Here is a 21,123-nt window from a genome sequence, read left to right on the forward strand (position 1 = left end):
GGTTCCGTCTGAGTACGGCCGAAGGGGCCGGTGCCATCGAGCACCGGCCCCTTCGTCATGCCGTCCCGCCCCGCTACGACAACTGGCCGTCGTAGTCCGGCAGCTTGTACGTCTTCTCGGCGTGCCCGCCCGACAGGTCGGTGGCGCTGTTGCCGATGTTCGCGATGATCGTGTAGCCCTTGGCCTCGACGGCCTTGCGCTGGGCCGTCTTGTACTCGGCCACGTTCTTGAAGAGGTCGATGAAGTTGCGTACGTACAGGCCGGAGACCTTGTAGCCGACGTTCTTGAGGTTGTAGTCCGTCACCGACTTGATGATGTCCGGGCGGGCGGTGACGAAGAAGAGGGCGACACCGCGGTCCTGCGCGTACTTGGCCACGTCGAGGACGGGGGCGTTGGCCGGCGAGGGGTAGCTGAAGCCGAAGTCGGTCTCCAGCGTGGTGTTGTCGATGTCGAAGACGATGGCCTGCTTCTCACCCGAGGGCGCCTTGGAGATGCGTTCCTTCAGGTAGGGCAGTGCCTGCGCCATCACGGCTCTGCAGTCCTTCTGCCAGGTGTCGTAGTCCACGTCCTCCGCGGCGGCGGCCGTCGCCGCGGAGGTGACGGCCGCGGCGTTGGCCGGGGCCGCGGCGGCAGGGCTCATCAGGGCCGCGGTGGCGGCCGTGGTGGCGACGGTCACGCCTATGAGGCGCTGCCAGCTGCTTCCTGTCATGGGTGGGGGGTTCCTCTCGCGTTCGGAGCGCTGCGGACGTGGGGCGTGGTGCATGCTCGTGGGCCTGCGGGGCCACAGGGAAGCGAAGAGATTACTGGTTGGTAACTGTAGGACGCCCAGCTGGGGTTGGGCTAGATACCGGACACACGCACGCCCTACAGGACGGTGTGCGTCCTCATGACGGTGTGCATGCCCGGGAAGAGTCCGAGGACGTGCTCGGGCACCTCGGCCGTCTCGGGGGCGAGTACGAATGTCACCGCCTGCAACCCGGGAAACAGAGCCCGTACCGACGAGAGATCTTCGTTTCCGGTGAATTTGTTGAGGCGCAGTCGTCGAATGCCCGGCAGGACAGGTCCTTCGGTCCAGGGAACAGCGGTCCAGTTGAGGCGCAATTCCTCGAGTTCCGGGAGGCGCGCCACCTCCTCGCGGTCCTCTGCGGTGAGCGGGTCGAAGCGCAGGCTCGCCAGGCTCAGCGTCTGTACCGAGCGCATATGGCGCAAGCCGCGCAATCCGGTGAACCGCAGGGAATCCTTGGTGAATCGCAGATAGGTCAGGGTCAGACCCCGGGGAAGAGCGGCGTCGAGGGATTCGCCCAGCAACGGGACGCCGGTGTCGAACTCGCGCAGGGTCGTTGAATCGGAGAGGGGCGCCAGCGCGTCCGCCCTTTCCAGGCCCGGCAAAAGGTCCAGTGACAGCCATTTCAGCGGCAGTCCGGTCAAGGGGCCGAGATCCTCCAGGAAGGGACTGCCGCTGATGTCCAGATGCCTGAGCCCGCGGAGCGAGGAAAGGCAGTCCAGTTCGCGCAGCAGATGGTTGTCCCGCATGACGAGATGACGTGTCGTCTCCGGTACGAGAGAGGCCTTCAGTTCCGCCGCGTCGATGTCTCCGGCGAGCTGAAGTCCGCGCCGGCCGCCCAGTGAGCGCAGAATGCGCAGATGCGCGGCTGAGCGGGCGGTGAAATACAGGTCGTCCTGGGGGAGATGGGCGATGACGTCGGCCGCGTACCGCTCGGCGTCGAACCGGTGCCATGTCCAGGTGAGCTGCGCGCGGACCGGCAGAGCGGGGTGGGTCCGGAAGCGGGCCAGGACCGGGACGGCCGCGTCCGTGCCGATGAGGGACGCGGTGACGACGACGGCTCTGGCCTCCGCGTCGGACAGTCCCTCCGGGCCGGGCAGCAGCTCCAGGACGAGCGGGCCGGCGGAGGCCAGATCCCTGGCCTCCTCCGCCGTGCGGGGCGGGATGAGCAGGGCCGCCTGCTCCTCGACGGCGGCCCGGACCCGCGGGTCGAGTTCCGTGGCGTGTTCGAGGCCGGCCAGCGCGAGGAGGCGGATGCGCGTGCCCGCGGCCGGGTCGGTGTGTTCGGCGGAGGCGGCGGCGAGCAGTTGGCCCAGCAGCTCGGCTCGTTCGCGCGGCCGGGCGTGGGCGACGGCCATGCGGATCACGTCGGACCACTGGTGGTCGGCGGCGTTGCGGACGAGCAGCCCGAAATCACCGTCCTCCACGGCAGCCTTCGCGCCGAGGTAGTCCTGGAAGGTGCGGTGGACGAACTCGACCGTTCCCAGAGCCGGTTCGCGCAGCAGACCACTGCGGACGAGGAGGTGGCGGTGGATCGCGGCCGCGTCGCCCTGGCTCGCGACGGCCGGCAGCGACGGCAGTGCGTCGGCGATGAGGCGTTCGGCGCGCTCACGGTCCATCTCCGAGCGGCTGTTGCGGATCAGCCAGTAGGCGAGGCGCTGGAGAAGCTGGATCTGCGGGAGTTCCGTCAGCCGGATCCCGTCGGACGCTCCGTGCGGCCCGTCGGGGATCATGTCCCGCTCCTGGTCGCGGCGCGAGAGCAGCATGGACAGCGCTGCGTCGTACAACTCCTGCCGCCCGTGCGGCAGATAGCCGCGCCGGTCCCGGTGCAGGGCGCAGATCAGGCCGCACATCAGGGGGTTGGTGGCGAGGCGGCCGAGATCCGGCTTGGTGCGGACGGCGTCGAGCAGCGATTCCTCGTACGCGGTGAGGCGTTCCGTGTCCGGTGCGCCGATCCGGGCCGCCGTGTGCCAGCGCTGGATGAACGCGGTGACGTCCTCACGGCTCATGGGCGAGAGCGCCAGCTCGGTGAAGCCGTCCGCGGCGAGCCAGTCCTCGCGTACGGCCGAGGGGCGTGAGGTGACCAGCCACTGGTTGCCCGGATAGGCGTCGATCAGGTCGCGCAGCCAGCGGCGGGTGCGCTCGCGGTCGGCTTCGGGGATCTCGTCGATGCCGTCGACGAGCAGCAGCCCGCGGCCCGCCCCGAGCACTCGGTCCGCCCAGCCGTCCGGGGCCGCGTCGTGGAACGGCACGCGGGCGGCGGCGAGGAAATCGGCGGGCGCCGGCAGGCCGTCGGGGCGGCGTACGAGCGTCCGCAGCGGCAGGACGAAGGGGATCCGGTCCCCTCGCTCGCCCCGGGCGGCCGTCACCGCGAGCCACTGCACCAGCGTCGTCTTGCCCGACCCGGCCACGCCCCGCAGCAGTACCAGGTCCTGGTCCGCCAGGGCCTCTTCGGCGGGCAGAGGGGTGCCGAGCGAGGTGATGAACCTGCCGTCCTCGTCGCTCGTGGCGGGGCGCTGGGCCTGGAGGCTCAGGTACGCGGCGTCCAGAGGCCAGCGGTCGGGCGAGTTCACCAGGTCGATCCCGTAGATGGTGAGCTGCCGGTGCCGGGTCGCCGTGTATGCGAGACAGCGCTGCTCGAAGGCCGCGTCGCCGTCACCCGGGCGCGGTGTCCGGGCGATCAACGCGTCGACCTTCGCTATCAGTTCAGCCTGTCTGCGGGTCTGCTCGACGAGGGTGCGGGCCACGAAGGTCGAACGCTGCGTGAAGAAGTGCAGGATGTGCAGGCAGGCCGTGTCGAGCAGCCGCTCGTAGAAGAGCGTCGCGTCGAGGCCGAGGTCCCGGCCGGGGTTCCCCGCGGTGTGGCGCAGGTGGAGGGCGAGGCCCGTGTGACCGAGCGCGACGGCCTGCGCGTCCGTCATGGTGAGGTCACCGAGGGCGTGGAGGGTGTCGGCCAGGGCGTGGACGACGGGCTGTTCCTCGTCGGCGGCGACGGGCCGTTCGGCGGCGTCCTTGAGGGCCCGCCCGACCAGCTCGGCGGCGAGCCCGGCGACGTCCTTGCGGCGGAGGGTGCGCTGCTCGCCCCGGAAGGAGACGCGGGACGAGATGCGTACGGGCTTGTCGACCAGGCCCGCGCCCGGTCCCTCCGTCACGAAGAGCTTCCTGATCAGCGGTGTGGCCACGCTGGACGCCAGCCGTACGCCTACGGTTGCCGGTTCCATGGCGCTCCCCCGAGGGCATGGTGGGTGGTCGGCCAGCGTATCCGCCGGGGCGGGCCCCTGTCCGTGGATCTTGGAGCGGCAAATCCGGTGGCCCCGCGCTCCGGTGCGGCGGGAGGATCCCAGGTGTCCCGAACTGTCCTCGGAGGGAGCCGTCATGGAAACCGAACCGGAAGTCCGTACGAAGGCCGGGGTGTTGCGGGGCACGGCCGGGAAGGCCGGCACGGCGGTGTTCCGGGGCATCCCCTTCGCCGAACCGCCCGTCGGCCCCCTGCGGTTCGGGGCTCCGAGGCCCGTGCGGGGGTGGGACGGCGTACGGCGGGCGGCCGGCTTCGGGCCGCCGCCCCCGCAGTCCGCGGCGTTCGGAATGGACGCGCTGGCGCAGGGCGACGCCGACGACGGCGACTGGCTGACGCTCAACGTCTGGACGCCGGACCCCGGCCCCGCTGCCGGACTGCCCGTGATGGTGTGGCTGCACGGCGGCGCGTACGTCATCGGGATGTCCGGCCTGCCCGAGTACGACGGCGGCCGGCTGGCGCGGGAGGGCAACGTCGTCCTGGTGACACTCAACTACCGGGTCGGCATCGAGGGGTTCGCGCACATCGAGGGCGCTCCGGCCAACCGCGGACTGCTCGACCAGGTCGCCGCGCTGGAGTGGGTGCGGGACAACATCCGTGCCTTCGGCGGTGATCCGGAGCGCGTCACGGTCTTCGGCCAGTCGGCGGGCGCGGGTTCGGTCGCCGCGCTGCTCGCGATGGAGCGCGCGGCGGGGCTGTTCGGGCGGGCCGTCGCGCAGAGCGTGCCCGGTACGTTCCTGTCGGCGGCGCTCGCCGCGGACATCGCCGGAGAGCTGGCGGCGGAGCTGGGGCGGCGGCCGACCGTGGAGGACCTGGCCGCGGTGCCGCCGGGGCTGCTGCCCGCGGCGGGGGACGCGGTCGGGGCGAGGATGGAGCGGTACGCGCAGCGGTGGGGGGTGCTCGCGCACACGTCGATCCCGCTCGCGCCCGTGGTGGACGGGGACGTACTGCCGGTCGCGCCCTGGGAGGCGCTCGCTGCCGGCGCGGGGCGGGACGTCGAGCTCATGGTCGGCCACACCCGGGACGAGTACCGGCTCTTCATGGCGCTCGGCGGGATGCTGGGCGAGGTGACGCAGGAGCGGGCGGCGGTGGCGCTGAGGGCGTTCGCGCCCGCCGGGCACGGCGCTGAGGCGTACCGGGACGCGGCCCCAGGCCTCGGTCCGGAGGGGCTGTACGAGCTGGTCCACTCCGACTGGCTGTTCCGCATGCCGTCCCTCCACCTGGCCGAGGCCCAGATCGCGGGCGGCGGCCGAACCCACTTCTACGAGCTGACGTGGGCGGCGCCCGGTATGGGCGGGGTGCTCGGGGCCTGCCACGGACTCGATGTGCCGCTGGTCTTCGGGAACCTCGGCCGTGGACTGCCCGCGATGCTGCTCGGGGAGGCGCCGCCCGCGGAGGCGGAGGAGCTGTCGGGGCTGTTCCGGGCCGCGTGGACCGGGTTCGCGGCGGGGGAGGGGCCGGGGTGGCCCGCGTACGACGTCGAGCAAAGGCCGGTGCGGCTCTTCGACGTGCGGCCCACCGTGACCGCGTATCCGGAGGAGACGTCACGGGCGCTGTGGCAGGGGCACGTCTTCGGGGCGCTGCCGTTGGTCTGACAGGGCGGAGCTGTAGCCCCCGTCACAGTGCGACGCCGCTCGATCCTGCCGTCCGGTGACATGACGCACAGGCGATTTGCCCCGTACTAAGACCGGTAGTGGTGGGGTGAAGACGGGCAAATAGGACCTTTGGCCCTACGGGTGGATGTGGGGTCCCGGGGGCTGAGTGGCGGTCTCCGCGGGTCTGCTCCAGGGCCGAAAGGGAGGTCCGTGAAGTGGGGGTAAACCAGACTTCTGAGAAAAAACCGGGAGGATTTCGTACCGGACGGCGATTCTGTCAAGGACTTGGAAGTTTCGGGGTCAAGTACGACTTGCGGTCGTAGATGGGTGTTTTGGGGGATGGCGGGGGTGCGGGTTACCAAGGGATGACCCCCGCCCGGCGCATCGTCAGCGTGCCGGGTTCGTTCATGCCCGTCCCCGGAGGTAGCCCCCATGTCGCAGCGCACCAAGTCCCGCATACCCGGCACGACCCAGCTCCGTGCCCGGGCCGCCTTCCTGGCCCTCGGCCTCGGCGCCTCGGCCGTGCTCGGAGCCGGGGCAGCGGTCGCCGCCGACACCAGGGCGAGCGCCGTCGCCCTTCCGGCCACGGCCGCCGCCTCCGTGCAGCAGCAGGCCGTCGCCCAGGCCAAGGCCGCGGCCCAGTCGAAGAACAAGGCGACCGCCAAGAAGGCCGCGGCCAAGCCCGCCGCGAAGAAGGCCGCCTCCTGGGTCGACCCGGTCAAGAAGTACAAGCTCTCCGCGAGCTTCGCCCAGGCCGGCAACCTGTGGTCCTCCACCCACTCGGGCCAGGACTTCGCCGTCGCCTCGGGCACCCAGGTCGTCGCCGCGCACGGCGGCACCGTCGTGAAGGCCGGCGGCAACGGTGCCGGCGACGGACCCGCGTACGGCAACGCGGTCGTGATCAAGCACGGCAACGGTACGTACTCGCAGTACGCGCACCTCTCCCGCGTGGACGTGAAGGCGGGCCAGGTCGTGAAGACCGGCCAGCGGATCGCGCTGTCCGGCAACACCGGCAACTCCAGCGGCCCGCACCTGCACTTCGAGATCCGCACGACCGCCAACTACGGCACCGCGGTCGACCCGGTCGCCTTCCTGCGCTCCAAGGGCCTGAGCATCTGAGGAGCCGGCTCAGGACTCGTGGGCGCCTGAGTGCGCCCGCGTGACCAGGTCGATGGCGACCTCCAGGACGGCCAGCCGCTTGTCCTCGGGGTCGCCTTCCATGTCCTTGAGGGCGTACATCCCCGAGTGCATGGTGAACAGGGCGCTCACGCACCGGACCTGGTCCGTCAGCGGGGCGTCCGGCACCTTGATGATGTCCAGCATCTTGAGTATGCGGTCCTTGAAGGACTCGCCGATGCTCAGCTCGCGGACCGTCGCCTGGTTCTCCTGCATGAAGCGGAAGAGGGGGGCCGCGTCGGTGAGGGCCTGGCTGTAGCGGGTGAGAAGCTCCCGCTTGGTCTCGAGGGCACGCGGCTGTCCCTTGCCCCACTCGATCAGCTCGTCCATCGGCCTGGTCAGGTCCTCGAAGAGGCTGATCAGGATGTCTTCCTTGGTCTTGAAGTGGTAGTAGAGCGCCGCCTTGGTGACGTCCAGCCGCTCGGCGATCTCGCGCAGGGACGTCTTCTCGTAGCCCTGCTCGGCGAAGAGCTCGACGGCCACGTCCTGGATGCGCTGGCGGGTGTCTCCGCGCCGCCGCTGCCTGCTGCCGTCCATCGTGGCCGCTCCTCGTCCTGCTCGCACGCCTTCGGCGCGGGCAAAGAAAAACTTACTTGACGCCCGGCTAGTTGCGGGTCTACTTTCCCAGTGTAGTCAACTTGCCGGTCGGCAAGTAAGTGCAGGGCGGTACCCAGGGGAGTGGGACAGTGGCGGACACCAAGGCGGCCGGAGCGGCCGGGGCAGCGGGCGAAGTGGGGGCACCGGCGGACGCCGTGGACGCGGGCAAGCAGCCCAGGAGCGTACGGGTCGTCCTGTTCGCACTGATGATCGCGATGATGCTCGCGATGCTCGACAACATGATCATCGGCACCGCGATGCCGACCATCGTGGGGGACCTGGGCGGTCTGGAACACCTGTCGTGGGTCGTCACCGCGTACACGCTCGCGACCGCCGCCTCGACCCCGATCTGGGGCAAGCTCGGCGACATGTACGGGCGCAAGGGCATCTTCATGACGTCGATCGTGCTCTTCCTGATCGGGTCGGCACTGAGCGGCATGGCCCAGGACATGGGACAGCTCATCGGGTTCCGCGCGATCCAGGGGCTCGGCGCCGGCGGTCTGATGGTCGGCGTCATGGCGATCATCGGTGACCTGATACCGCCGAGGGAGCGGGGCAAGTACCAGGGCATGATGGCCGGCGTGATGGCCCTCGCCATGATCGGCGGGCCGCTGGTCGGCGGCACCATCACCGACCACTGGGGCTGGCGCTGGTCCTTCTACATCAACCTGCCGCTCGGCGTCGTGGCGCTGATCGCCGTCAGTGCCGTACTGCATCTGCCCAGGAAGCGGGTGGAGGCGCGGATCGACTACCTGGGCGCCGCGCTGCTCACCGTGGGCATCACCTCGATCGTGCTCGTCACCACCTGGGGCGGGACCGAGTACGCCTGGGGCTCCGCAATGATCATGGAGCTGGCCGCGATCGGTGTCGCCGCGCTCGTCGGCTTCCTGTTCGTGCAGACCAAGGCCGCCGCGCCGGTCATGCCGCTGCACATCTTCCGCAGCCGCAACTTCACGCTGATGTCGGTCGTCGGCTTCATCACCGGGTTCGTGATGTTCGGCGCGGTGCTGTTCCTGCCGCTCTACCAGCAGTCGGTGCAGGGCGCGTCGGCGACCAACTCCGGACTGCTGCTGCTGCCGATGCTCGGCGCCATGCTCGTGACCTCGATGGTCGCCGGGCGGGTGACCACCAGCACCGGGCGCTACAAGGCCTTCCCGATCGTGGGCAGCGTGCTGATGGCGGTCGGGCTGTACCTGCTGTCGCTCATGGACACCGACACCTCGCGCCTGACGTCCGGCGTGTACATGGCCGTCGTCGGCGCCGGCATGGGCTGCCTGATGCAGATCACCATGCTCGTCTCGCAGAACAGCGTCGAGATGAAGGACATGGGCGTCGCGTCGTCCAGCAGCACACTGTTCCGCACGCTCGGGTCGTCCTTCGGCGTCGCGATCATGGGGGCCCTGTTCAACAACCGCGTCCAGGACGTGATGTCCGAGCGGGCCGGGGCGCTCGGCTCAAAGGTGACCGAGCAGTCCGCACAGCTGGACGCGGCGAGTCTGGCGAAGCTGCCGGTGGCCGCCCGGGAGGCCTACCAGCAGGCTGTCGCCGCCGGGACGCACTCGGCGTTCCTGCTGGGAGCCGTCGTGGCCGTGGTCGCCCTCATCGGCGCGGTGTTCGTGAAGGAGGTCCCGTTGCGGGGGGCCTCCGGCGGGCCCGGCGGTCAGGAGCCGGGCGGGGGTGCGGCCGGGGACGCCGCGGGTGCGAAGCCGACGGTCGCGGAGGCCGTCTGAGTCGCCCCAGCCCTGCCCAGGGCCCCCGGTTGCGGACCATGTCCGTGACCGGGGGCCCTTTCCTTCACCCGCCGCTCGCCGCTCGCCGCTCTCCGCCCTCCGCGTTCCCGTGCCGTTCCCGACCCGTGCCCGGGGGCCACACCCCCGGGCCGCCGGCTCTCACACCGGCATCATCGGATAGCTGCCGGTGTTCGTCGGCGCGTGCTCCGGGAGCCACAGGACCGCCACCGCCCCCTCCGCCGGCACGCCGTCCGGCGCACCGACGGCCCGCACGTTCCGGAAGGTGAGCCGCGCACCGAGCACCCGCGCCTGCCCCGCGGCGATGGTGAGCCCCAGCCCGTGCCCCTGGCCCGCACGGTCGCTGCTGCCGGTGCGGAAGCGGCTCGGCCCGTCGGCGAGCAGCTCCTCGGGGAAACCCGGCCCGTGGTCGCGGACCCGGATGACCCGGCCCTCGACCGTGACCTCGATGGGCGGCCTGCCGTGCTTGGCGGCGTTGACCAGGAGGTTGATGAGGACCCGCTCCAGACGCCGGGGGTCGGTGGTGACCCGCGACTCGTGCACCACGCGTACGCGGATCTCCGGGTCGCGCGCGGTCACCCGCCGGGTGACGAACTCGCCCAGCATGATGTCCTGCAGCTCGGCCCGCTCGGACGCGCTGTCCAGCCGGGCCACCTCCAGCACGTCCTCGACCAGCTGCCGCATCGCCTGCGCCCGGTCCCGTACGAGTTCCGTCGGCCGCCCCGGCGGCAGCAGCTCGGCCGCGGTGAGCAGCCCGGTCACCGGAGTGCGCAGCTCGTGCGCGATGTCGGCGGTCACCCGCCGCTCGGCCTCGATGCGCTGCTGCAGTGCGTCCGCCATCGCGTCCACGGCCCGCGCGAGGTCGTCGGTCTCGTCGCGCACGACCCCGCCGATCGAGTCCCGCACCCGCACGTCCGTCTCGCCCTGCGCGACCCGCCGGGCCGCCGTGGCCGCCTTGCGCAGCCGCCGCGAGAGCTGGCCGCCGATGAGCACGCCGAGCGCGCAGCCGCCGAAGACGACCGCGATCGAACCGATGAGCAGTGCCTCGTCGAGGTCCTTCAGCACGGTCGTGCTGCGGTCGGTGAAGTTCGTGTGCAGCGACAGGATCCGGCCGTCCTTGAGCGGAACGGCGGCCCAGATGTCGGGCACGCCGTCCGCAGGCTCCGTCACATAGGTCGCCCGGCGCCCGGCCGTCACCTTCGCCAGCAGGTCCTTCGGCAGTCCGGGATCGTCGATCTTGATACCGGGGAAGTTCGGCCGCCCGGACGCCTCGTAGTTCCGCTGGGCGATCTGGACGCGCTCGTCCGCCAGGTCGCGCGCGTTGTCGAGCATCGAGACCCGGGCGGCGTTGTGCACGACCAGGCTCAGTGCGACGGCCACCAGCGCGCCGACCGCCGCGATCGCGGCGCTGAGCTTCCACCTGATCCCCGTACGTGGCATCAGACGCCTGGTTCTCTCCCGCAGACCGACCCGGTAGCGCCCGCCGAGGCCGGCATCGGCCTCGGGGACGGTCGCGAGCCCGGGGCCGGCCCCGCGACCGGGGTGCCGCCCGTCCCCGAGGGACTCGTCCCGCCCGTTCACGCCATGCCCCCCGCGCCCGTTCCCGACGGACGCGCCACGCGACCACCTCTGCCGATCCGCCCGCGCCCGTCTTCGGCCGGTGCACCGGCCCCGCCGGCCGGGCTCTGGTTCCTCCCCCGCATCGTCCGCTCCGCTCAGGCCTTCAACTTGTAGCCGAAGCCGCGGACCGTCTCGATCCGGTCCTGGCCGATCTTCGTACGCAGCCGCTGCACATGGACGTCGACGACGCGGGTGTCACCGCCCCAGCCGTAGTCCCACACCCGCTCCAGCAGCTTGTCGCGGGACAGGACCGTACCGGGCGCGGACGAGAACTCCAGGAGCAGCCGCATCTCGGTGGGTGTCAGCGCCACCGGTGCGCCGCCCCTGCGCACCTCCATGCCCTCCGTGTCGATCTCCAGTTCGCCGGCACCGAAGGACAGCATTCCGTCGGCGGGGACCGACGACGTGCCGTCGGTCTCGGCGCCGGAGCGCGATCCGCTCGCGTGCCCGAAGCGCCGCAGCACGGCCCGGATGCGCGCGACCAGCACGGCTCCGTCGAAGGGCTTCGTCACGTAGTCGTCGGCGCCCGCCTCCAGGCCCAGGACGACGTCGATCGAGTCGGCACGGGCCGACAGCATGATCACGGGGACGGTCGACTCGTCACGGATCCGACGGCACAGCGACACCCCGTCGATCCCCGGCACCATCACGTCGAGGAGCGCGATGTCGGGCTGGTCCGCACGGAACGCCTCCAGCCCCGACAGACCGTCGGGCATGGCGGTGACCACGAAGCCGTCCCGCTCCAGCGCGAGCTGGGTGGCCTCGCGGATCACGTCGTCGTCCTCGACGAACAGGACATGGGTCTGCTCTGCCATCCGGTGCTCTCAGTTTCTCGGTCGGTGGGCCCTGCGAAGGCAGGGGATCCGGCGGTTGTACGGGAACGCGCCCTACTGCTCGGTCGGCGCCGCGGTCTCGCCGCCCACCACCTTGCTGTAGTCGTTGTGCGTCCTGGCCCGTTCCGTGAAGCGGGTCGTCATCCAGTGGTACGTGATCACTTCCTCGCCGGACGGATACGTCACCGGGTCGTCCTTCTCGTACACCTGCTGGGTGACCACCAGGTCGCCCCGGTCGATCTCCGCGTAGACGGGCGGCTCCTCGGCCCGGAAGACGTTCCGGTAGACGTCGTCCTCCTCGCGGTACACGTACGAGCCCACGCCGACCGCGTCACCGCAGGTCATCACGTTGATAACGACGTCCTGGGCGGATCCGCCGGTGAGGTCGCCGTACGACACGTCGACCGGGTACTCGTCACCGACGCACGGTTTCAGGTCGCGCTTGACCGCCGAGCTGACGCCGGGGTCGGCCTTGACGAGCCGGACCGCGTTCACCCGGTCGGGAGTTGCCGAGGCCGGGACGGACGGGATCGAGACGCTTCCGGCGGCCGAGTCGCTCAGGGCCGGACCCTCGTCCCGGGCGCCGGTGCCGCCCGTACCGCAGGCGGACACGAAAAGGCCGAGGGCGGTGATCACGGCCACTGCCGTGATCACCGCCGTCCGGGCCTCGGGTGCCCGGGAGCCCTCAGTGTCTAGGCCGCGCAACGCTCCCGCTCCTCACGCTCCGGCGCGTGTACGCCGAGCTCGCCGTTCTCGTCACTGGACCGGCGCTCCAGCTCCTCGCGGAGCCGGGCCAGCGCCCGGTGCAGTGTGCTCTTGACCGTGCCGGCCGACATGCCGAGGGCGGCGGCCGTCTCCTCCGTGGACATCTGCTCCCAGTGTCGCAGCACGACGACGCTGCGCTGCTTGGGAGCGAGCACCTTCAGGATGTCCATCAGGAGCGCGCGGTCGGCGTGCTGCTCGGTGGAGTCCTCCACGCTCGCGTCCGGGAGCTGCTCGGTGGGGACCTCCTCCAGCTTGCGGGCCCGCCACCACTCCGTACGCGTGTTGATCATGACGCGGCGCAGGTAGGCGTCGGCGAGACGCTTGTCCGCTATGCCGTCCCAGCGGCCGTACGTCCGCACCAGCGCGGTCTGCAGGAGGTCCTGCGCGTCGACGGGGTCGGGGACCAGGCGGCGTGCGCTGCGCAGCAGCGCGTCCTGCCGGGTACGTACGTACTCTTCGAACTCGAGCACCTCGCCGTGCGCCATTCCAACCGCCTCCGTCCCCGTTCCGACCTGTGTGCTGCCGGTTGTCCGTTGCCTGCCGTGCCGCTGTTCCGCGGTACGGCACCGAAGTTACGGACGTGTTGTCACGGGGTTGTCCGAGCGAGCCTGCGGGGAGCGCTCGGCTGTCCGTCGGTTGTGTAACGGAAGTAGGGCCTGGGTAAAGCGAGGCGGCGACTGGGGTGGTTACGCGGCGATTTGCCCGCCGGGGAGCTGTTACCGGGCTCGGTGGAAGCTGTGGGTCAGCTCTGCGGGAGCCGGTACAGACCGCCGACGAGCGGCTCGACCAGTCCGTCGGCGACCAGCCCGTCCAGGGCGCGGGCCCGCTGCACGGGCTCCTCCCAGACACGGTCGAGGGCCGACTGCGGCACGGGGTTGACGGCCTCGCGCAGTACGGCGAGCAGCCGGCCGCGCACCTGACGGTCCGTGCCCGCGTAGGTCTGGCCGCGCCGCGGCGGACCGTCGTGGGCGGGCTTGCCGGCCAGCCGCCAGGTGCACAGGGCCGCGATCGGGCACCGCGCACACGTCTCGTTCTTCGCCGTGCAGACGAGCGCGCCGAGCTCCATGGACGCGGCGGCCCAGAGCGAGGCCGTGCGCTCGTCGTCGGGCAGCAGGGTGCGGGCGAGCCTGCGTTCGGCGGCGGTCGTGGCGTTCGGCGGGTACTGGACGCCGGTGACGGCCCGCGCGAACACCCGCCGCACGTTCGTGTCGAGGACGGCGTGCCGCTGCCCGTACGCGAAGGAGGCCACCGCGGCCGCCGTGTACTCGCCGATGCCGGGCAGCGCGAGCAACTGCGCGTGCTCCGTGGGTACGTCGCCGCCGTGCCGCTCCGTTATGGCGACCGCCGCGCCGTGCAGACGCAGCGCACGCCGGGGGTAGCCGAGCCGGCCCCAGGCGCGGACGGCCTCGCCCGGCGCGTCGGCGGCGAGATCGGCGGGCCTCGGCCAGCGGGCGAGCCACTGCTCGTACACCGGAAGCACCCGGCTCACCGGTGTCTGCTGCAACATGAACTCGCTGACCATCACCCCCCACGGCCCCGCGTCGGCCCGCCGCCACGGCAGGTCGCGCGCGTTCTCCTCGAACCAGTCGATGACAGGGGCGTGCAGGTCGTCGCCGACGGTCTCGAGCGTGTCGGCCTGGGCGCGGGATGAGGGCTTCGTGGGAGCAGTCATGGCAGTTCCGATCCTGCCACGGCCTCCGGCGGTTTGCCGGGGTCGGGGGCGTTGTGTTGTGTTCTGGGCGTGGGTCGGCGGGGCGCGCGGCGCAGTTCCCCGCGCCCCCGCGGTGATGGGGCGCACCCGGCGGACGACAGCGGCCCGAGGCCCTTCCAGGATGATGATCGGAAAAAGTTGAGGTCCTGGGCGGCGGGTGAGGACAGCGAACTCCCCGATTTCTCGTACAGTTTGCGCCGTGGGATCTCTGCGCAATCCGGTCGGGCCGCTTCCCTCCTCCATCTACTGGCGACGGAGGGCCATTCTCGCGTCCATGTTCGCGGTGTTGGCACTGTTGATCACGTGGGTGGTCACCTCCGGAGGCGGAGGCGGCAACAGGAACGACGCCGACGGGGGCAACGGCAAGAACCCCACGGCCTCGATCACACCCGGCCCCTCCGGGTCCGACCCCGCGATCAGTCAAGCCCCGGGCGGGCGTGACGAGTCGAGCGGTGGCGGCGACGGTTCCGGGGAGTCCGGCGGGTCGGCGGGCTCCGGAGGCTCGGGCGGTTCCGGGTCGGGCAGTTCGGCCTCGGGCGGTGCCGGTTCCGGTGGCGGCGGGGACGACGGCGAGGGCGGTGGCGGCTCGGGGGACACGGTTCCGGCCGGGTCCAGCCTGCCCAACTGCACGGCGGGGTCCGTGAAGCTGACGCTGCGCAGCGTCAGCAACTCGTACACACCCGACGAGAAGCCCACCTTCGAACTGATCGCCAGGAACTCCTCCAGCAGCGACTGCAAGCTCGACCTCGGCCCGAAGAACGCCGTCCTGACGATCACTCAGGCGGAGAGCGACGACGAGATCTGGTCCTCGGCCGACTGTCCCACGAGTGCCGCGAGCATTCTCTTCCGCGTCCCGGCGGAGAACCGCGTCACCCGCACCGTCGAATGGAACCGCAAGGCGAGCGCCCCCCAGTGCGCGACCCCACCGGCACTGACGGCGACTCCCGGCACGTACCTGGTAGAAGCCAAAACCCCGGGCCTCCCCAAGTCCCAGACATCCTTCGTCCTGAAAAAGGACTGACACCTCAGCCGGAACAAGCCCTTCCACGAAGAGGGGCGAGGCCCGGCTGGCGCCATCAGGCGCCCTTCAGGGGCGCGAGGAACTGCGCGACAAGCCCCCACGGGGGTCACCGGCTCAACCACCTGGCGCCGTCAGGCGCCTTTGAGGGGCGCGGGGAACTGCGCGACCAGCCCTCACGGACCGGCACCGGAAAACAACGCGCCCCACCCTCGGCGAGGGCACGGGCCACCCACACAACTCGCCTCAGCCCAAAACCCCGCCAAACCGCCGGACGGCTACACGTAGCGCTCGAGAATCGAGGACTCCGCCAACCGCGAAAGCCCCTCCCGCACACTCCGCGCCCGAGCCTCCCCGACCCCGTCCACGGTCTGCAGATCGTCCACGCTGGCAGCGAGAAGCTTCTGCAGCCCCCCGAAGTGCTCGACCAGCCGGTCGATGATCGCGCCGGGCAGCCGCGGCACCTTGGCCAGCAGCCGGAACCCGCGGGGCGACACCGCGGAGTCGAGCGCCTCGGGCGACCCGGTGTAGCCCAGTGCCCGCGCCACCGTGGGCATTTCGAGCAGCTCGGCGTGAGCGAGCGCGTCGAGCTCGAACAGCGCCTCGTCGACCGTGCGGGAGCGCTTCGCGGTCGGTTCGGGCACGTAGTCCCGCACCACGAGCGACCGCTCGGGCTCGACCCCGGCGATCAACTCGTCCAGCTGCAGCGCGAGCAGCCGCCCGTCCGTGCCCAACTCGACCACGTACTCGGCGATCTCGGTCGCGATCCGCCGCACCATCTCCAGCCGCTGGGCCACCGCTGACACGTCCCGGACGGTGACCAGGTCCTCGATCTCCAGCGCGGACAGCGTGCCCGCGACCTCGTCGAGACGGAGCTTGTACCGCTCCAGCGTGGCCAGCGCCTGGTTGGCACGGGAGAGGATCGCGGCCGAGTCCTCCAGGACCCGCCGCTGCCCGTCCACGTACAGCGCGATCAGACGCATGGACTGGGAGACGGAGACGACGGGGAAGCCGACCTGCTTGCTCACCCGGTCCGCCGTGCGGTGACGGGTGCCCGTCTCCTCGGTGGGGATGGTCGGGTCGGGGACCAGCTGCACGCCGGCCCGCAAGATCTTGGTGATGTCCTTGTCGACGATGATGCCGCCGTCGAGCTTGCACAGCTCGCGCAGCCGGGTCGCCGTGAACTCGACGTCCAGCACGAAACCGCCGCTGCACATGGCCTCGACGTTCTTGTCCCAGCCGAGCACGATGAGCCCGCCGGTGTTGCCGCGGAGGATCCGCTCCAGGCCGTCACGCAGCCCGGTACCGGGTGCCACGGCGCTCAGGGAGGTACGCATCAGACCATCGGCACCGGAACTCCCGCCGGACTTGCCGGGAACTGCTGCCCGGTCGTTGGCTGCCACTGCACTCCTCCGGTCGCAGGCTTCTGGGGGCGCCCTCGGTTCGTACGGACGGGCGAGACCTGGGCAAAGTCTACCGGCGCTCTTCGTCCTCCCGTGGGGCGTCTCGCCGACGCGACCTCGGGAGGACCCGCAGCGCGTCTCCCATGTCGGCGACTTCCAGGACCTTCATACCGGCGGGGATCTTGCCCGGGTCGCCCGGAACGAGGGCGTGGGTGAAGCCCAGACGGTGTGCTTCGGCGAGCCTGCGCTGCACCCCCGTGACCCGTCTGACCTCGCCCGCGAGGCCCACTTCACCGATCGCGACGAGGTTCTTGGGGAGCGGGGTGTCGCTCGCCGCGCTGGCCAGGGCGAGCGCGACCGCGAGGTCCGCGGCGGGCTCGGAGAGCTTCACGCCGCCGACCGTCGCCGTGTAGATGTCCCGCTTTCCGAGCGCGCTGATCCGGCCTCGCTGTTCGAGGACGGCGAGCATCATCTGGACCCGGGAGGTCTCCAGGCCGGACGTCGTACGCCTCGGGGTGGGGATCTGGGTGTCCACGGTGAGCGCCTGGACCTCGGCGACCAGGGGGCGGCGGCCTTCGAGGGTGACGGTCAGACAGGTGCCGGGGACGGGCTCCGCCCGGCGGGTGAGGAACAGACCGCTCGGGTCGGTCAGACCCGTGATGCCCTCGTCGTGCAGCTCGAAGCAGCCGACCTCGTCCGTCGTCCCGTAACGGTTCTTGACGCCCCGCACGAGTCGCAGGCGCGCGTGCCGGTCGCCCTCGAAGCTCAGGACGACGTCCACGAGGTGCTCCAGGAGACGCGGGCCGGCGATGGCCCCGTCCTTGGTGACGTGACCGACCAGGAGGGTGGACATGCCGCGCTCCTTGGAGGCGCGGATCAGGGCTCCGGCCACCTCGCGGACCTGGGACATGCCTCCGGGGGCGCCGTCGATCTCCGGAGAGGCCACGGTCTGTACGGAGTCGACGATGAGCAGGGACGGCTTCACCGCGTCCAGATGACCGAGGACCGCGGACAGATCGGTCTCCGCCGCCAGGAACAGGTTGTCGTCGATCGCCTTGATGCGGTCGGCGCGCAGGCGGACCTGGCTGGCCGACTCCTCGCCCGTGATGTAGAGCGTGCGGTGCTCGTCGCTCGCCGCCTTGGCCGCCACGTCCAGCAGCAGGGTGGACTTGCCGACGCCCGGCTCGCCCGCCACGAGCACCACCGCGCCCGGCACGAGGCCGCCGCCGAGCACCCGGTCCAGCTCGGGCACACCGGTCGAGCGGGCGGTCGCCTGCCGGCCGTCGACCTGGCCGATGGGCAACGCGTTCGTGGTGACGCGGCCGGGGGCCGTCGTACGCACGGCGGGCGCGCCGTACTCCTCGACCGTCCCCCAGGCCTGGCACTCGGAGCAGCGGCCGAGCCACTTGGCCGTCTGCCAGCCGCATTCGGTGCAGCGGTAGGACGGCCGGTCCTTCGCGGTCTTCGTACGGGCAGCCATGACACGAACCGTAACCGGCACCACCGACAGTGCGGTGACGGCCTGTTCGCCGCGCGATGCCGATATCCGGGCACCCTTCGCAAACCGGCCACGACTCGTCAGGAACACGCCATGGAATTCGGGGTTCCTGTCCTCTTATGAGGGATCGTTTCACCCGTACGGATTAAATGTGCGCAAGCAGGAAGAAGGGGCCACTGTCAGGCCCCTACGGTCGCACGGGTGATGAGCAGCAGTCCGGAGACCTCCCCGCACACCACCGGCGCACACCGGGCGCACCGTGCAGCGCGTGACCGGGCGGCGGCGCGCACGCTGGCGCAGCGCCCACCCGCGCGCTACGAGCCATATCTGGATGGCCTGTTCACGTACTGCCTCTCGGTGCTGTGCGACCACGACACGGCGACCGCCGCTCTCGGGGACGTCCTCGCCCTGGCCGAGCGGCGCGGCCAGCGCGGCCCGGAGGCGTCCGACGACCGCCGGGCCTGGCTCTACGCGCTCGCCCGTTGGTCCTGCCTGCGCAAGCTCGCCGAGGCCAAGCAGAAACGTCATGGCGCCCACGCCTCGGGCCGCTCCGAGGCCGGCCCACGCACCCCGGGCCGCCCTCAGGGCAGGGAGGTGCCCGGCCGTCCCTCGGGCTCGGACGCCCCGGGCCGTTCCACGGGCGCGGACGCTTCGGGCCGTTCCTCCGCCCCGCGCGCGGAGGGCCAGGCCAAGGTCGTCCACGCCGCCCGTCGCGCCCCCACCACGGCGCCGGACCGCTCCCCGGACCGCTCCCCGGACCGCACCGCCGACCTCCTCGCCGCCGCGGAGGAGGACCGCCGCCGTCGCGAACTGGCCCTGCTGGCCTGGCCGGAGGCCGCCGGGACGACGCCCGAGCAGCGTGAGGCGCTCGAACTCGCCGTCCGTCACCAGCTTGCCGCGCACGAGGTCGCCGCCGTCCTCGGCATGGATCCGGCCGCCGCCCGGGAACTCCTCGCGGCGGCCGCCTGCGAGGTCGAGCGCACGCGCGCGGCCCTCGCCGTCGTCGAAACCGGTACCTGTCCGGGTGTCACGCGCCTCACGGGCGACAACCACCTCGTCCTCAGCACGGCCCTGCGCCGTGAACTGGTCCGGCACGTCGACGACTGCCCGCGCTGCCGCCGGACCGCCGAGCGCGCGGTCCCGGGCTCCTGGCCCGGCACCAGCGTCACGCCCGCCGCGCTGCCCGTGCTCGAAGCCCCGCGCGCGGCCCTCCACATGGCGATGACGCACCTCCCGCGCGCGCGGGGCGGCGGTCCGCGCTTCGACCGGCGCGGCTTCCCGATGGACCCCAAGGACCACGCGGCCCGCCGGGACCGCCTCCGCGCCCGTGCCGTCACGACCACGGTCGTCGCCACCGTCGTGGCGGCTCCCGTACTCGCCCTGTGGGCGGCCTACCGCGGCGCGCCCCTCATCGGCGAGGGCGCCGACGGCCGGTCGGTCACCGCGAGCGAGGCGCACGACTCCGAGGGGTTCGGGGACGAGGCCCCCGGCTACGAGAACGCGGGCAACGCCAGTACGAGGCCCGACGCCCGCTTCACCCCGCGCAGCGGCTCGCCCGATGTCTCCGTGGAGGTCATCAGCGTGGCCCCGGGGCGGCAGGACCACGGCCTGGCCGTTGCGGCCGACTCCAGCGGCGACACGACCCTCATCACCCTCAGGGCGACCGGCGACGCACCGGTCCACTGGTCCGCGCGCACCGGAGCGTCCTGGCTCTACCTGAGCCGGTCGTCGGGAACGCTGGAACCGGGGGAGTCGTTGACGATCAAGGTGTACGTCGATCATCTCCGCGAGCCGATCGGCCTCTGGAGCGCACGGGTGTCGATCGCACCCGCGGGCGCGGTGGTCACGATCGACGGCTACGGCACCGCGGGCCCGAGCCCGACACACCCCGGGCCCCGCCCGGACCCGCCGACGCCGACCGACCCCGGTCCGACAGACCCGGGCCCGGGGCCCGACCCCGAGCCCACGCCGAGCGAACCGACGCCCTCGGACCCAGGGCCGGAGCCGACGCCCAGCGAGCCGACCCCGTCCGATCCGGAGCCGGAGCCCCCGCCGGGCTCCTCCGGAAGTCCCACGCCGCCGCCCGGTGACAGCGCGGCCCCGAGCGACAGCGGGGCCCCGAGCCCGTCGGGCGGCTGAGCGCCTCGCAGTCCGTCGGGCGGCTGAGCGCCCGGCACGGGGTCTCACCTGCCGCCGCGGGTCGCGGGGGACCGGCCGCGGTTCACGCGCCCCAGCGGGACGTGCTGCGTCAGCGGTCCACCGGGTCCGCCGGATGCGGGGCAAGCAGCGGCAACTGCGAGGCCAGACGCTCCTCGCACAGCTCGACCAGACGGTCGTACCCCGCCTTGCCCATCAGCTCGATCAGCTCGGGCCGGTACGAGACGTACACCGGGTCCCCCGCACCGTGCGCCGACGTCGCCGAGGTGCACCACCAGTGCAGGTCGTGGCCACCGGGACCCCAGCCGCGCCGGTCGTACTCGCCGATCGAGACCTGCAGCACGCGGGTGTCGTCGGGCCGGTCGATCCACTCGTACGTCCGCCGGACCGGCAGCTGCCAGCAGACGTCCGGCTTGGTCTCCAGGGGCTCGAGGCCCTCCTTGACGGCGAGGATGTGCAGCGAGCAGCCCGCGCCGCCGGCGAAACCCGGCCGGTTCTGGAAGATGCAGGACCCCTGGTACGGGCGCGTCTGCCGGTCACCGTCCTCGTCCTTCGAGACCCAGCCGGTCTCCGTCCCCACCGCGTGGTTCTGCCAGATCTCGGGCGTGAGCCTCGCCACATGCCCGGCGACACGCTTCTCGTCGTCCTCGTCCGAGAAGTGGGCGCCGAGCGTGCAGCACCCGTCGTCCGCGCGGCCGGCCTGGATTCCCTGGCAGCCGCTTCCGAAGACGCAGTTCCAGCGAGAGGTCAGCCAGGTCAGATCGCAGCGGAAGACCTGCTCGCCGTCGGACGGGTCCGGGAACTCCACCCACGCGCGCGCGAAATCGAGCCCCTTCTCGTCGCCCTTCGGCGGCTTCGGGTGCTTGGGGGCCTTCGGTGACTTCACGGGCTTCTTGGACCCGGACACCAGGTCCTGCTCGAAG

Annotated in this window: 16 protein-coding genes; 5 read left to right on the forward strand and 11 right to left on the reverse strand. The window is 71.7% G+C overall.

Annotation, left to right across the window (positions count from 1 at the left end; genetic code table 11):
• Window positions 1-73 precede the first annotated feature (73 nt).
• Both O1Q96_RS03905 and O1Q96_RS03910 read right to left on the reverse strand, forming a co-directional pair.
• The gene (locus O1Q96_RS03905; protein ID WP_269246862.1) at window positions 74-709 is read right to left on the reverse strand and encodes an HAD family acid phosphatase; all 636 of its coding nucleotides are present in this window, start codon (window positions 707-709) and stop codon (window positions 74-76) included.
• Between the two features lie 155 nt (window positions 710-864).
• Complete coding sequence (locus O1Q96_RS03910; protein ID WP_269246863.1) at window positions 865-4,005, reverse strand: NACHT domain-containing protein; 3,141 nt, start codon at window positions 4,003-4,005, stop codon at window positions 865-867.
• Between the two features lie 154 nt (window positions 4,006-4,159).
• On the opposite strand from O1Q96_RS03910, the gene O1Q96_RS03915 reads away from it, so the two are divergent.
• A complete protein-coding gene (locus O1Q96_RS03915) occupies window positions 4,160-5,674 on the forward strand; it encodes a carboxylesterase/lipase family protein (protein ID WP_269246864.1) in 1,515 nt (504 codons plus the stop codon).
• 432 nt (window positions 5,675-6,106) lie between these two features.
• Window positions 6,107-6,793, forward strand: a complete 687-nt coding sequence (locus tag O1Q96_RS03920) for a M23 family metallopeptidase (RefSeq protein ID WP_269246865.1) — start codon at window positions 6,107-6,109, stop codon at window positions 6,791-6,793.
• A 9-nt stretch (window positions 6,794-6,802) separates the two neighbouring features.
• Here the strand turns inward: O1Q96_RS03920 and O1Q96_RS03925 are convergent, their stop codons facing one another.
• Window positions 6,803-7,387: a TetR/AcrR family transcriptional regulator gene (locus O1Q96_RS03925; RefSeq protein ID WP_269246866.1), complete on the reverse strand. Its 585-nt coding sequence runs from the start codon at window positions 7,385-7,387 to the stop codon at window positions 6,803-6,805.
• Window positions 7,388-7,581: 194 nt separating this feature from the next.
• Here O1Q96_RS03925 and O1Q96_RS03930 point away from each other — a divergent pair, with 194 nt between their 5' ends.
• Window positions 7,582-9,177: an MDR family MFS transporter gene (locus tag O1Q96_RS03930; protein ID WP_269253465.1), complete on the forward strand. Its 1,596-nt coding sequence runs from the start codon at window positions 7,582-7,584 to the stop codon at window positions 9,175-9,177.
• 159 nt (window positions 9,178-9,336) lie between these two features.
• Here the strand turns inward: O1Q96_RS03930 and cseC are convergent, their stop codons facing one another.
• From cseC to O1Q96_RS03955, 5 genes are all read right to left on the reverse strand, one after another.
• Window positions 9,337-10,635, reverse strand: a complete 1,299-nt coding sequence (gene cseC, locus O1Q96_RS03935; RefSeq protein ID WP_269253466.1) for a two-component system sensor histidine kinase CseC — start codon at window positions 10,633-10,635, stop codon at window positions 9,337-9,339.
• Window positions 10,636-10,910: 275 nt separating this feature from the next.
• Complete coding sequence (gene cseB, locus O1Q96_RS03940) at window positions 10,911-11,630, reverse strand: two-component system response regulator CseB (RefSeq protein WP_269246867.1); 720 nt, start codon at window positions 11,628-11,630, stop codon at window positions 10,911-10,913.
• Window positions 11,631-11,702: 72 nt separating this feature from the next.
• On the reverse strand, window positions 11,703-12,353 hold the full coding sequence (locus tag O1Q96_RS03945) for a hypothetical protein (RefSeq protein ID WP_269246868.1): 651 nt from the start codon (window positions 12,351-12,353) through the stop codon (window positions 11,703-11,705).
• On the reverse strand, window positions 12,341-12,898 hold the full coding sequence (locus O1Q96_RS03950; protein ID WP_269246869.1) for a SigE family RNA polymerase sigma factor: 558 nt from the start codon (window positions 12,896-12,898) through the stop codon (window positions 12,341-12,343). The genes O1Q96_RS03945 and O1Q96_RS03950 overlap by 13 nt, the downstream gene beginning before the upstream one ends.
• Before the next feature lie 257 nt (window positions 12,899-13,155).
• A complete protein-coding gene (locus O1Q96_RS03955; RefSeq protein WP_269246870.1) occupies window positions 13,156-14,085 on the reverse strand; it encodes an HhH-GPD family protein in 930 nt (309 codons plus the stop codon).
• Window positions 14,086-14,323: 238 nt separating this feature from the next.
• Here O1Q96_RS03955 and O1Q96_RS03960 point away from each other — a divergent pair, with 238 nt between their 5' ends.
• Window positions 14,324-15,145, forward strand: coding sequence for a hypothetical protein (locus O1Q96_RS03960; RefSeq protein ID WP_269246871.1), 822 nt, complete (start codon window positions 14,324-14,326; stop codon window positions 15,143-15,145).
• Between the two features lie 275 nt (window positions 15,146-15,420).
• Here O1Q96_RS03960 and disA read toward each other — a convergent pair whose 3' ends face one another.
• Window positions 15,421-16,545: a DNA integrity scanning diadenylate cyclase DisA gene (gene disA / locus O1Q96_RS03965; protein WP_269246872.1), complete on the reverse strand. Its 1,125-nt coding sequence runs from the start codon at window positions 16,543-16,545 to the stop codon at window positions 15,421-15,423.
• A 70-nt stretch (window positions 16,546-16,615) separates the two neighbouring features.
• Window positions 16,616-18,025, reverse strand: a complete 1,410-nt coding sequence (gene radA / locus O1Q96_RS03970) for a DNA repair protein RadA (RefSeq protein ID WP_269246873.1) — start codon at window positions 18,023-18,025, stop codon at window positions 16,616-16,618.
• A gap of 222 nt (window positions 18,026-18,247) precedes the next feature.
• Here radA and O1Q96_RS03975 point away from each other — a divergent pair, with 222 nt between their 5' ends.
• On the forward strand, window positions 18,248-20,182 hold the full coding sequence (locus O1Q96_RS03975; protein ID WP_269253467.1) for a BACON domain-containing protein: 1,935 nt from the start codon (window positions 18,248-18,250) through the stop codon (window positions 20,180-20,182).
• 109 nt (window positions 20,183-20,291) lie between these two features.
• Here O1Q96_RS03975 and O1Q96_RS03980 read toward each other — a convergent pair whose 3' ends face one another.
• A complete protein-coding gene (locus tag O1Q96_RS03980) occupies window positions 20,292-21,086 on the reverse strand; it encodes a DUF3109 family protein (protein WP_419587035.1) in 795 nt (264 codons plus the stop codon).
• Window positions 21,087-21,123: the final 37 nt, after the last annotated feature.

Origin of the sequence: Streptomyces aurantiacus, from assembly GCF_027107535.1 — a bacterium.
Taxonomy (GTDB): domain Bacteria; phylum Actinomycetota; class Actinomycetes; order Streptomycetales; family Streptomycetaceae; genus Streptomyces.